Origin of the sequence: Herbaspirillum sp. RTI4 (assembly GCF_034313965.1) — a bacterium.
GTDB lineage: Bacteria > Pseudomonadota > Gammaproteobacteria > Burkholderiales > Burkholderiaceae_D > Herbaspirillum.
Window position 1 is genome coordinate 2881138 of sequence record NZ_JAVIWQ010000002.1, and the last position, 12506, is coordinate 2893643.

The window sequence follows — 12506 nt, forward strand, 5'->3', positions numbered from 1 at the left end:
TTCTGCTCGAATCGGATTGAATTCAATTCAATTTAATTTAATTCAATCCGATCCGATCCGATTCGATTCGATTCGATTGATGCAGAAACAAAAGCAGACGCAATTTCAGCGACCGTACCAATACCGCGCATGTGAGCGTCGGTATTCCGCTACATCCAGACCCGGCCCGAACTCAAGCGTAATCGCACCGGATTCATCGCTGCGCAAACGCCGGATGCCCATGCGCCCGTAACGATCGAACACCGCTGGTTTGGGATGGTGAAAACGATTCAAGTAACCGAGCTGGAACAGTGCTATTTCCGGTGCGACCGCTTCCAGAAAAGCGACAGTCGATGAGGTGCCGCTGCCGTGATGCGGCACCAGCAATACATCGGCGCGCACATCGACGCCGGTGGCCAGCAGTTCGGCTTCCTGCGGCGCTTCGATATCGCCGGGCAGCAAAATCGATTGTTTGCCCAGCGTCACCTTCAATACACAACTACGCGCATTCGGTCGCAGTTGCACCTGCTGGTAGCTATCGGAAGTCGGATGCAACATGGAAAATTCCACGCCCTCCCATTGCCAGTGCTGACCCGCCTCGCAACGTTGATGGCGCGGACTGGCGCGCACAATATCGCTTTGCGTCGGCAGCGACGAATACACACGTTCCACCGCGACGGAACGCAACAAGGACAAGGCACCGCCGGAATGATCGTTATCGCTGTGAGAAACCACCACGGCATCGAGCCGCGTAATTCCCCGCGCCTGAAGGTAGGGCAGAATGACTCGGCTGCCGCCATCGGACTCCGGCGAATAATAAGGCCCGGTGTCATACAGCAAGCGATGCGCTGGCGTTTCTACCAGCAGCGCCATGCCTTGCCCGACATCGAAGGCCGTTATCCACATGCTGCCCGGAGCCGGTGTCGCCGGGCGATTCAGCAACAGGGGCAAACAGGCGAATGCGCCCAACCAGCGCAAAGGCCAGCCGCGCGGAGCCATCAGCAGCAAAGTCCCGAATAAGGCCGCCACAAAAATCCATAGCGGCGGCACCGGCGCTTGCCAGACTGCGAACGGCAAGGCACTCAGTTGATGCAGCAAAGCCGCCAGCCAGTCAATCACGGCATGCGCAGGCAACAGCACCCATCCAATCAATGGCGCGGGCAAGATACTGCCGATCAGCGCTAGTGGCGCCACCAGCAAACTAATCACCGGAATCGCCACAGCATTTGCCACCGGACTGAGCAGCGAATACTGCCCGAACAGCAAGACAGTCAGGGGCAGCAAACCCAGCGTCACCGCATACTGGGTACGCGCCGCGCTACATACGCTGAGGCGGAGAGCGTCAAGCCGAGTGCGCCAGTACGATGGCGGAACTGGTTGTTCTGCATCCGCTTCCCTGCTCTGCGCGATCTGAAGACGTCCGCTCCCTGCATATAAAATTATCGCCACCGCAAAAAACGATAACCAGAAGCCGGGCCACAACACGGCCCAGGGATCGAGCAGCAGGACCAGACCCAGTGCAGCGCATAGTCCTGTCGGCATACTCACCAGTCGCGCAGACCAACATGCCGCTCCCAGAGCCAGCAACATATATAAAGTCCGCTGTGCAGGCACACCGAAACCGGCCAGCAGGACGTAGACCCACGCCATCGCTACTGTCGCCAGAATGGCCGCCTTTTGCGCGGGTAGTCGCAAAGGCAGTTGCCGGCGAGTAAAAAACGAGCGCCGCCACAAAGCACCGACCAGTCCGCCGAACAAACCGGCAACCATGGTCACATGCAAACCGGAAATCGAAATCAGATGGCCAACGCCGGTGCGATTAAATACCGTCCAGTCCTCCTGTGCGATGGCACGCTGATCGCCGATCACCAGCGCCACGATCACCCCGGCATAAGGACGGCCGGCCAGCGTTTTCAGAATGCGTGTGCGCAACCAGCCGCGCAGACGCTGTACCAGATTCCCCGGCGTGATCAGAAAGGGATCAAGCTGATGATTGCCATCGGCACTAATCGTACTAAGCGTACTAGCGGTATTAACCGCACTCACCGCGCCGCGCACATAACCGGTCGCGCGTATGCCCTGCTCCAGCAGCCATGCTTCATAGTCGAATCCGTAGGGATTGGCGTTACCGTGCGGCCGTTTCAGACGCACGGTCAAACGCCAGCGAGAACCGGGCGACACCTCAGGCACAGCGCCGCCGCCGGGAGTGCGGTACCACGCCAACGCCAGCGTGGACGGCAGGGGCGGACGCACGCCACCCTGCACCACGATCTCCTCAACCGCCAATACGAAACGCACGCCTTGCGCAAAACGATCCGGTAAATTAGCGACGCTGCCGATGACAGTCACATCGCGCCCCTCCCATGCGACAGGCAATTCATCGGCCAGCCGCAGTTGCGCCATCAACGCTGCCCACAAAAATCCGATGCTGAAACCGATGCACAGACACAGCATTGCCTTGCATAGCCAGCGCGGAACACCATGCACGGCTTCCGCTTGTTTTTTTGAAAGACTATGCAGTCCGGTTCCACACAGGAGGATGCCAAGCAATATCAATAAGGACAAAGCGACGCCGGGCAAGCTGGCTTGTTGCTGCAAACCAGCGATACCTGCAGCGAAACCGAAGATGGTGCTACGCACAGAGGATTAAACGCAGATTGCCCGGCATGGCATGGCCGGGAGGGGATTGGGGGAAAGGAGGTGTTTAGTCACGGGGGGGAGTATCTGATGGATGCGGCATCATTCGTGCCTGTCTTCAAGGAAGTTGAGCCAAAATCCTGTCGGATAATGTGGGTGGCAGATTGATATATTCCTCTCCCGCCTCGCCATAAAACCACATTTTTTTCCCGACCCATGAAATATCAATCGATCCCGAAGTTTGAAAATTTCTCTCTGCTAATAATTTTTTACTTTGTGAATCATAAATGCGTAACCTCATGACCCAATGTGGTGACTTACATATTTCCGCTGTATAAATTCCACCATCCTGTGTCGATTTCTCAAGAGAGCAAGCAGTAGCAATAGAACGTATATAAGCATCATGAATGTAATTTAATAAAATAAAAATTAAACCTGCTAACAATATCCTGATTACAGGTTTCTTGAAAAAATTAATATCTATTTTTTTCTTATTATTTTTTAAATTATCAAAATTACAAAATGCGATGATCAACTCAACATATAAATATGATGAATAAGTAAAAATCAAAAAATAAAAGAAGATTGAAGCCATTAAGCCAGAATATGCATCACCCATAAATCACCATAAATCTAAACAATCAACAAAATAAATTAAAATTAATATTCAATAACCCATTTAAATAACAATTAATTTAAATATACTTATCTATTTATTTTTTTATATAAAACAATAACTACTTTAAACCTATTTTAAATGGATTAAATATTACAATAATTAGATATATTAATATTCATCTAAATTTATTTCAGTTACATCAGCATCAAACCAAAAAACATCAGAATAAATAATAAAATCGCCTCCGGAATGATGCTTATCCTGCCACTGATGGAAATTAAAATTAAATACAGGAACAGCTCCTGAAAATTTTTTATATATTGTTAAATAATCTTTTTTTATAAGTAGAGCAACGTACTCTGCTACATCCAACAACGTTAAGCATTGAGAGCGTTTCCAAACACCTAACGATTCATATTCTCCATTAAAATCATAAGTATCCCGAATATAAAGACCCATTTTTTTAATCGTAAATATATTCCCTTTTATTGGCCCCCATGATGCAGAACCGACCACGGCGATCTTAAAAGTGAAAGATCCAATTGCGCCTAAAAAATCATCCACATGTGTCCGTGGATCTTTGTGTTTATAACGATTTATCTGACATACAGAATCTAGTTCTCGCGCACCCATGCCCATATGCCCCAACTTCATCGGCAATAACTTCCCTGGTTTCCATCCCTGCTTCGTTAATCGCTTACGTAATAAATCAACGCCATTAGGGGTTTTCCAATTTGGCGTTTTGATGAATTCGAATGCCAGTTTTTTTACTCTTTCAAACCCCAAAACCCATTCCATCTTGAGAATCTGGTCATCGTATTGCTCCGGCTTCAGCGTCATTGAATCCAGATCGATCCTGGCACCACGAGCATCCCTCGCCTTAGCTTCACGCATATCCTGCGACATTCTGAACAAGGGATTAGCAAACCAGCGTCGCATCAACTTCGGCGCGACGGTCCAGCCCATGTTGTCCATGGCACCGGGAATTTCATCGAGATGGAAGACGTCGACATCGACGCGCTTTCCCTCGGTGTGCGAGGCGGGGCTAGTGACTGAACGAGCGAGAGGCATTATCGAATCCCCATTGTTTTTTGTACGGCGTAGAGCAGTTCCACTTCCAGCGGACTTTGCGAAAACGCCTTGCCGGTCGCGCCATCCTCATAGGCTTCGTCGTGATGCTCGCCGAACGAAGTTTTCATGCCGTACATAAAACCGCTGGTCGGCTGTCCGGTCTGCTTATCGTACAAAACAAAGTACTCGTCAAAGCGACGTGAGGCGTCCGAAGCGGCGGTGTGTGTTTGCTGAACGGGAACGGCAGGTCGGAGAAAGGCTTGCGATTCGGCGTCGTCGTCGAAGGTGGTGGTCAGGTGCAGCGTGGCTTTGAGGACCGGCGGCGGGGAGCATTTGCAATGGACAATGTCGTCTTCCAGCGCCACTTCGCCCATGAACTGCAATCGCCTGGGGCCGCCGGCTTTGGCAATGGTGCCGGTGCTTTTGCACGCGTCGCACCGCACCGGCCCGCCGATCAGCGCGGCGATATACCCTTCGTCACCGACCGTAAAGGTGGAATTGGCGTTGTCCAAAATGGCACCGCCCGAGCTGGGTGGATCGCCGACCACCACAATTTTCCGCAACATGCTGTCGTCTCTACAAAATGTAAAGACGGCATTTTTACTGAATTGTTTTGAGAAGAACAGGCGAAAGAAAGGACTGGCGATTTCTCTTGCCTATCCTCGGACAAGTAACGCCGAAAGCGCAAAAAAATACGGATGAAACCGGAATCGAACAGTGTCGCTGCTGTCCTTGTCATCGCCGTTTGAGCACTTTGCCGACTTTGACTGATTGGACTAATGGGGCAAATCGGGCCAATGAGTATTTTGACTGGCCAAAAAAAGTCGCTAGACACCGCATCACCAGCGTGGGATTACAAACCATTCATCGTCCAGCCGCAGTTGCGCCATCAACGCTGCCCACAAAAAACCGATGCTGAAACCGATGCACAGACACAGCATTGCCTTGCATAGCCAGCGCGGAACACCATGCACGGCTTCCGCTTGTTTTTTTGAAAGACTATGCAGTCCGGTTCCACACAGGAGGATGCCAAGCAATATCAATAGGGGGAAAGTAGTATTTAGTCACGGGGGGGGAAGTATCTGATGGATGCGGCATCATTCGCGCCTGTCTTCAAGGAAGTTGAGCCAAAATCCTGTCGGATAATGTGGGTGGCAGATTGATATATTCCTCACTCGCCCCTCTTCCTCGAAACCATATTTCTTTTTCCGTCCAGGAAATATCAATTGAATATATATTTCTAAAATTTCGCTCCGCCAATAATTTTTTACTTTTCGAATCATAAATGCGTAATCTAATTACCGAGTACGGAGAACGACAAACTTCTGCTGTATAGATTCCATCATCTTTTGTCGACTTATCAATAGAGCAATCCGAAGCAATTGCTCTTACGTAAACATCATGGATATAATTAATTGAAATAAAAATAAAACCAAATATAAAACCCCTTAACATCGGCCTCTTAAAAAAAATAATTTTTATTTTTTTATTGTGGATCTTTAAAACTAAAAATTTAACCAATAGAGTTAAAAATTCAAAAAATAAATAATGAATATATACAAACACTGCCATAAAAAAGAAAATTGAAGCCATGAAATCTGAAAATACACCTCCCATAAATCACCCTTAAAATACAATACATTTATAAAAATTAAATATTATATTTAAATAAAAAACTACTTATAAGGAGACACATATAAAATCCAGTTAATTAAATACACAATAATCAAAAAATATATCTGCATTAATAAATATAGAGAAGTTAATGAAATAAACGCAATTAAAATTAATGACATTAATTTATATTTTTTATTTATAATCCATTTTAATACAATTAACCAAGAGTCTCTTGTTGCATATATAAAAGGTGCAAAGACTATTGACACAACAATAATTTCAAAAATCTCTAATATTAAAAATTCTATTGCAACCATAATTTCTCTTTATTTTAATAATTAGTAATTATCTAAGGAAAATTCAGTCACATCAGAATCAAACCAAAAAACGTCAGAATAAATAATGAAGTCACCCCCCGATTTATGCTTATTCTGCCAATCACGAAAATTTTGATTGCTTGCTGCAACATATCCTGGGTATGAATTACTTAACTCCAACCAATCCCTACCTTTAAGCAATAGATAGTATGCAGCTGCTTTTAAAGGCGGCAGACAGCCGGATCGCTTCCATACACCTAAAGGCTCATATTCATTAATAAAATCATAAGTGTCCCGGATATAAATCCCCACTTTTTTTACCGTGAACACATTCCCTTTTATTGGCCCCCAGGATGCGGCACCCACAACGGCGATCTTAAAAATGAATGACCCAACAGCACCTAAAAATTCATCTACTTGTAGCTGCGAAGCTGTATATGCGTGGAAATTCATCTGGCATACAGAATCAAGCTCTCGCGCTCCCATGTTCGTATGACCCAATTTCACAGGGAGTAATTTCCCCGGTTTCCACCCTACTTTAGCTAAACGTTTGAGTAATATCCTGACTCCTTTATGGGTTTTCCAATTTGCTGTTTTCATACGTTCGAACGCTAGTTTTTTTATTTCCTCAAACCTAAAAATCCATTCCATCTTGAGAATCTGGTCATCATATTGCTCCGGCTTCAGCGTCATTGAATCCAGATCGATCCTGGCACCGCGAGCATCCCTCGCCTTAGCTTCACGCATATCCTCCGACATTCTGAACAAGGGATTAGCAAACCAGCGTCGCATCAACTTCGGCGCGATGGTCCAGCCCATGTTGTCCATGGCACCGGGAATTTCATCAAGATGGAAGACGTCGACATCGACGCGCTTTCCCTCGGTGTGCGAGGCGGGGCTAGTGACTGAACGAGCGAGAGGCATTATCGAATCCCCATTATTTTTTGTACGGCGTAGAGCAGTTCCACCTCCAGCGGACTTTGCGAAAACGCCTTGCCGGTCGCACCGTCTTCATAGGCTTCGTCGTGATGCTCGCCGAACGAAGTTTTCATGCCGTACATAAAACCGCTGGTCGGCTGTCCGGTCTGCTTATCGTACAAAACAAAGTGCTCGTCAAAGCGACGTGAGGCGTCCGAAGCGGCGGTGTGTGTTTGCTGAACGGGAACGGCAGGTCGGAGGAAGGCTTGCGATTCGGCGTCGTCGTCGAAGGTGGTGGTCAGGTGCAGCGTGGCTTTGAGAAGGGGTGGCGGGGAGCATTTGCACTGCACAATGTCGTCTTCCAGCGCCACTTCGCCCATGAACTGCAATCGCCTGGGGCCGCCGGCTTTGGCAATGGTGCCGGTGCTTTTGCACGCGTCGCACCGTACCGGCCCGCCGATCAGCGCGGCGATATACCCCTCTTCGCCGACCGTAAAGGTGGAATTGGCGTTGTCCAAAATGGCCCCGCCCGAGCTGAGCGGATCGCCGACCACCACAATTTTCCGCAACATGTTGTCATCTTTACAAAATGTAAAGACGGCATTTTTACTGAATTGTTTTAAGAAGAACAGACGAAAGAAGGGACTGGCGATTTCTCTTGTCTATCCTCGGACAAGTAACGCCGAAAGCGCAAAAAAATACGGATGAAACCGGAATCGAACAGTGTCGCTGCTGTCCTTGTCATCGCCGTTTGACCACTTTGCCGACTTTGACTGATTGGACTAATGGGGCAAATCGGGCCAATGAGTATTTTGACTGGCCAAAAAAAGTCGCTAGACACCGCATCACCAGCGTGGGATTACAAACCATTCATCGGCCAGCCGCAGTTGCGCCATCAACGCTGCCCACAAAAAACCGATGCTGAAACCGATGCACAGACACAGCATTGCCTTGCATAGCCAGCGCGGAACACCATGCACGGCTTCCGCTTGTTTTTTTGAAAGACTATGCAGTCCGGTTCCACACAGGAGGATGCCAAGCAATATCAATAGGGAGAAAGTAGTATTTAGTCACGGGAGGGAGGGTGCCTGACGAATATGATATTCATGCTTACCTTCAAGGAAGTTGAGCCAAAATCCTGTCGGATAATGTGGGTGGCAGATTGATATACTCCTCCCCCTCAGCACCATAAAACCACATTTTTTTTCCAATCCATGAAATATTAATTGACCATGAAGCTTCAAAATTCCGCTCCGCTAGTAATTTTTTACTTTTTGATTCATAAATGCGTAATCTAATTATTGAGTACCGAGAACGACAAACTTCTGCGATATAAAGTCCTCCATCTTGAGTCGATTTATTTAAAGAACAATCAGTGGCAGTTGAACGGATATAAACGCCATAAATATAATTAACAAAAACAAGAAAAAAACCTAATAACAGCATCCTATAAAAAGGTTTTTTAAAAAAATTAATTCTAATTTTTTTATTATTTATTTTTTTAATATCAAATTCACAAAAAAGAATTATAAATTCAAATAATAGAGCTACAAAATAAATACCAAATAATATATAAAATAATAAATTATCTAATGTCCCATAATATCCATAAATCATAATTAACTATATACTTATATAAATAAAGAATCAGATACTAAACATTAATTATCAATCTAAATTAATTTCTTTTATATCTGCATCTAACCATAAAACATCAGAGTAAATAATAAAATCGCCTCCTGAATAATGTTTATCCTGCCATCGACGAAAATCTTCGTTACTTACCGAGACAAAACCCAAAAACTTTTTTATTATTGATAGCCAATCCATCCTTGCCGCTGCTACATAAAAAGCGGCTACGTCTGCAAGCGACAAGCATCTAGCGCGACTCCAAACACCTAATGATTCATATTTCCCATTAAAATCATACGTATCTCTGATGTAAAGCCCCACTTTTTTAATCGTGAATACATTGCCTTTTATCGGCCCCCAAGAGGCGGCTCCTACTACGGCGACCTTAAAGGTAAAAGAACCAATCGCGCCTAAAAATTCATCCATATTCGTCCGTGGATCTATATATGAATGAAAATTCATCTGGCATACAGAATCAAGCTCTCGCGCACCCATGCCCGCATGTCCCAACTTCACCGGCAATAATTTCCCCGGTTTCCATCCCTGTTTCGTTAATCGCTTACGTAATAAATCAACGCCATTAGGGGTTTTCCAATTTGGCGTTTTGATGAATTCGAATGCCAGTTTTTTTACTCTTTCAAACCCCAAAACCCATTCCATCTTGAGAATCTGGTCATCATATTGCTCCGGCTTCAGCGTCATTGAATCCAGTTCGATTTCGGCACCGTTAACATCTCTTGCATTATTTTTCCGCATATCCTGCGACATTCTGAACAAGGGATTAGCAAACCAGCGTCGCATCAACTTCGGCGCGATGGTCCAGCCCATGTTGTCCATGGCACCGGGAATTTCATCGAGATGGAAGACGTCAACATCGACGCGCTTTCCCTCGGTGTGCGAAGCGGGGCTGGTCATTGAACGAGCGAGAGGCATTATCGAATCCCCATTGTTTTTTGTACGGCGTAGAGCAGTTCCACCTCCAGCGGACTTTGCGAAAACGCCTTGCCGGTCGCACCGTCTTCATAGGCTTCGTCGTGATGCTCGCCGAACGAAGTTTTCATGCCGTACATAAAACCGCTGGTCGGCTGTCCGGTCTGCTTATCGTACAAAACAAAGTACTCGTCAAAGCGACGTGAGGCGTCCGAAGCGGCGGTGTGTGTTTGCTGAACGGGAACGGCAGGTCGGAGAAAGGCTTGCGATTCGGCGTCGTCGTCGAAGGTGGTGGTCAGGTGCAGCGTGGCTTTGAGGACCGGCGGCGGGGAGCATTTGCAATGGACAATGTCGTCTTCCAGCGCCACTTCGCCCATGAACTGCAATCGCCTGGGGCCGCCGGCTTTGGCAATGGTGCCGGTGCTTTTGCACGCGTCGCACCGTACCGGCCCGCCGATCAACGCGGCGATATACCCTTCGTCGCCGACCGTAAAGGTGGAATTGCCGTTGTCCAAAATGGCCCCGCCCGAGCTGAGCGGATCGCCGACCACCACAATTTTCCGCAACATGTTGTCATCTTTACAAAATGTAAAGACGGCATTTTTACTGAATTGTTTTAAGAAGAACAGACGAAAGAAGGGACTGGCGATTTCTCTTGTCTATCCTCGGACAAGTAACGCCGAAAGCGCAAAAAAATACAGATAAAACCGGAATCGAACAGTGTCGCTGCTGTCCTTGTCATCGCCGTTTGACCACTTTGTCGACTTTGACTGATTGGACTGACGAGTATTACCTGCCCGGAAACAAAGCCGCCAGACGCGGCATTACCTGCATGGCATTGGCGGCAGTGGCATGTGCTACCTGTTCGCTGGAAAGTCCGCGCAATTGCGCCAGCACTTCTCCGATGCGCGGAATTTGTTCGGGAGAATTACGCGCCGGATGCAGCCAGGCGGGCGAGAGATCAGGAGCGTCGGTTTCCAGCACGATGGATTCCAGCGGTAAACCAGCGGCGAGTCGACGTATCTGCAAGGCTCGTGGGAAAGTCATCGCGCCGCCGAAGCCGAGTTTGAAACCGAGTCCGATAAAAGTCTCGGCCTGTTGCTCGCTGCCGTTGAACGCATGGGCAATGCCGCCCGGCACCGCAATGCGTCGCAAATGTTTGAGGATGATGTCTTGCGAACGGCGCACATGCAACAGCACCGGCAGGTCAAAGTCACGCGCCAGCTTGAGTTGCTCGGCGTAAAAATATTCCTGCCGTTCGCGCAACAGACCTTGCCTGAGTTCCGGGACGAAAAAATCCAGCCCAATTTCACCGATGGCCACGAAACGAGGATCGACCAACGCGCTTTCTACCGCGCGACGCAGAACCAGCAGCGCGTCGTTATCGGCTTGCGACACGTAAAGCGGATGAATGCCCAGCGCATAGACCGTATTGCTTTGACTGGCTGCCAGCGCGGCAACCTGCGAAAAATTGCTGGTCGCTATCGCCGGAATGACAATCGCCTGAACGCCGCATTGCGCGGCGCGTTGCGCAATGGCGGCTTGCTCCGTGCCGAATTCGCCCGCGTCGAGATGGCAGTGGGTATCAATCCACATGGCGCGGAATCAGGCCTCTTGCAGCGAACGTCCCAGCTTGCGCAGGAAATCTTCGCAGCGCGTCAGTTGTTCGATAGGAACGAATTCGTTGGCCCTATGGGCATGGTCGATGGAGCCGGGACCGCAGACGATGGTCGGAACACCGGCTTCCTGGAACAGGCCGGCTTCCGTTGCGTAAGCCACCTTGCGTCGTTCGCGGTCGCCGGTCAGGGCGCGCACCAGTGCCACGATGGCTTCCTGTTCGGCGGTTTCCAGACTCGGGCTGAGCGCGATATTGGAAATCTCTATACGAGCTTCGGCGAATTCGGCGCGCATGGCAGGCAACAGCCGGTCATGCACATAGGCCTCGATCTGCGACTGCATGGCCTGCGGCGACATGCCGGGAAGATTGCGGAATTCGTACGTAAATTCGCACAGGTCGGGAATGGTGTTGAGCGCAATACCGCCGTTGATCTGGTTCGATGTCATGGTCGAAAACGGGACATCGAACAATTCGTCATAAGGGCCGTTGGCGCGATAGGCGTCGGCCATGTCACGAATGGTGCAGATCAAGCGGGCGGCATGTTCGACCGCATTGCAGCCGCGCGGCGTCAGCGAGGAGTGCGCCGCCTTGCCATGCACGCGACAGGTGTAGGCATTGATACCCTTGTGCGCCACCACGACTTGCATCGAAGTCGGCTCACCAACGAGGCAACCGTCGGCGCGAATGCCGCGCCGCTTTAACTCAGCTAGCATCCCTTGCACGCCGACACAGCCAATTTCTTCGTCGTAGGAGAGGGCCAGATGGATAGGCTTGACACGCGGCATGGCCAAAAATTCTGACGTCAAGGACAAGGCGGTAGCGATAAAGCCTTTCATGTCGCAGCTGCCGCGGCCATACAGCAAACCGTTTTTTTCAGTCAGGGCAAAGGGGTCGGTATCCCATTTCTGCCCATCCACCGGCACCACATCGGTGTGACCGGACAGAACGATGCCGCCCTGCGTCATGCCGGCGTTAGGGCCGCTGGTGGCGGGTAAGGTGGCGAATAAATTGGCTTTGCTGCGTTCTTCATTATGCGAAAACCACGCGGTCACGCCCTGTTGCTGCAAGTCATCGCGCACGCAGGTGATCAAATCCAGGTTGGAGTTGCGGCTAGTGGTGTCAAACGCTACGAGCGTTTCCAGCCATTGTCGGGTATCCATGGGAGCCT

General features: G+C 49.0%; 13 protein-coding genes. All 13 read right to left on the bottom strand.

Translation table 11 applies throughout. The annotated features are described in order from the left end of the window. Positions 1-105: 105 nt before the first annotated feature. The gene (locus RGU70_RS12795) at positions 106-2619 is read right to left on the bottom strand and encodes a DNA internalization-related competence protein ComEC/Rec2 (protein ID WP_322209781.1); all 2514 of its coding nucleotides are present in this window, start codon (positions 2617-2619) and stop codon (positions 106-108) included. 115 nt (positions 2620-2734) lie between these two features. Then, complete coding sequence (locus RGU70_RS12800; RefSeq protein ID WP_322209782.1) at positions 2735-3235, bottom strand: hypothetical protein; 501 nt, start codon at positions 3233-3235, stop codon at positions 2735-2737. Positions 3236-3403: 168 nt separating this feature from the next. Next, on the bottom strand, positions 3404-4306 hold the full coding sequence (locus RGU70_RS12805; RefSeq protein ID WP_322209783.1) for a DUF6402 family protein: 903 nt from the start codon (positions 4304-4306) through the stop codon (positions 3404-3406). Beyond that, a complete protein-coding gene (locus tag RGU70_RS12810) occupies positions 4306-4872 on the bottom strand; it encodes a PAAR domain-containing protein (RefSeq protein ID WP_322209784.1) in 567 nt (188 codons plus the stop codon). The genes RGU70_RS12805 and RGU70_RS12810 overlap by 1 nt, the downstream gene beginning before the upstream one ends. Positions 4873-5419: 547 nt before the next feature. Beyond that, positions 5420-5899: a hypothetical protein gene (locus RGU70_RS12815; RefSeq protein ID WP_322209785.1), complete on the bottom strand. Its 480-nt coding sequence runs from the start codon at positions 5897-5899 to the stop codon at positions 5420-5422. A 362-nt stretch (positions 5900-6261) separates the two neighbouring features. Continuing rightward, a complete protein-coding gene (locus RGU70_RS12820; protein ID WP_322209786.1) occupies positions 6262-7164 on the bottom strand; it encodes a DUF6402 family protein in 903 nt (300 codons plus the stop codon). After that, the gene (locus RGU70_RS12825; RefSeq protein WP_322209787.1) at positions 7164-7730 is read right to left on the bottom strand and encodes a PAAR domain-containing protein; all 567 of its coding nucleotides are present in this window, start codon (positions 7728-7730) and stop codon (positions 7164-7166) included. Before RGU70_RS12825 ends, RGU70_RS12820 begins: the two co-directional genes overlap by 1 nt. Positions 7731-8003: 273 nt before the next feature. Then, a complete protein-coding gene (locus tag RGU70_RS12830) occupies positions 8004-8201 on the bottom strand; it encodes a hypothetical protein (protein ID WP_322209789.1) in 198 nt (65 codons plus the stop codon). A gap of 73 nt (positions 8202-8274) precedes the next feature. Beyond that, on the bottom strand, positions 8275-8775 hold the full coding sequence (locus tag RGU70_RS12835; protein WP_322209790.1) for a hypothetical protein: 501 nt from the start codon (positions 8773-8775) through the stop codon (positions 8275-8277). A 51-nt stretch (positions 8776-8826) separates the two neighbouring features. Continuing rightward, positions 8827-9723 carry a DUF6402 family protein gene (locus RGU70_RS12840; RefSeq protein WP_322209791.1) on the bottom strand — a complete coding sequence of 299 codons (897 nt, stop codon included), beginning with the start codon at positions 9721-9723 and terminating at the stop codon, positions 8827-8829. Continuing rightward, a complete protein-coding gene (locus RGU70_RS12845) occupies positions 9723-10289 on the bottom strand; it encodes a PAAR domain-containing protein (protein ID WP_322209792.1) in 567 nt (188 codons plus the stop codon). Before RGU70_RS12845 ends, RGU70_RS12840 begins: the two co-directional genes overlap by 1 nt. 220 nt (positions 10290-10509) lie before the next feature. After that, complete coding sequence (locus RGU70_RS12850; protein WP_322209793.1) at positions 10510-11316, bottom strand: TatD family hydrolase; 807 nt, start codon at positions 11314-11316, stop codon at positions 10510-10512. Between the two features lie 9 nt (positions 11317-11325). Continuing rightward, entirely contained in the window at positions 11326-12498 is a 1173-nt protein-coding gene (gene argE, locus RGU70_RS12855; protein ID WP_322209794.1) for an acetylornithine deacetylase, read from the bottom strand. Positions 12499-12506: the final 8 nt, after the last annotated feature.

Coding starts and splice junctions, on each gene's coding strand:
- RGU70_RS12800 (WP_322209782.1), bottom strand. CDS start 3,235: ATGGGTGATGCATATTCTGGCTTAATGGCTTCAATCTTCTTTTATTTT.
- RGU70_RS12805 (WP_322209783.1), bottom strand. CDS start 4,306: ATGCCTCTCGCTCGTTCAGTCACTAGCCCCGCCTCGCACACCGAGGGA.
- RGU70_RS12810 (WP_322209784.1), bottom strand. CDS start 4,872: ATGTTGCGGAAAATTGTGGTGGTCGGCGATCCACCCAGCTCGGGCGGT.
- RGU70_RS12815 (WP_322209785.1), bottom strand. CDS start 5,899: ATGGCTTCAATTTTCTTTTTTATGGCAGTGTTTGTATATATTCATTAT.
- RGU70_RS12820 (WP_322209786.1), bottom strand. CDS start 7,164: ATGCCTCTCGCTCGTTCAGTCACTAGCCCCGCCTCGCACACCGAGGGA.
- RGU70_RS12825 (WP_322209787.1), bottom strand. CDS start 7,730: ATGTTGCGGAAAATTGTGGTGGTCGGCGATCCGCTCAGCTCGGGCGGG.
- RGU70_RS12835 (WP_322209790.1), bottom strand. CDS start 8,775: ATGATTTATGGATATTATGGGACATTAGATAATTTATTATTTTATATA.
- RGU70_RS12840 (WP_322209791.1), bottom strand. CDS start 9,723: ATGCCTCTCGCTCGTTCAATGACCAGCCCCGCTTCGCACACCGAGGGA.
- RGU70_RS12845 (WP_322209792.1), bottom strand. CDS start 10,289: ATGTTGCGGAAAATTGTGGTGGTCGGCGATCCGCTCAGCTCGGGCGGG.
- RGU70_RS12850 (WP_322209793.1), bottom strand. CDS start 11,316: ATGTGGATTGATACCCACTGCCATCTCGACGCGGGCGAATTCGGCACG.
- argE (WP_322209794.1), bottom strand. CDS start 12,498: ATGGATACCCGACAATGGCTGGAAACGCTCGTAGCGTTTGACACCACT.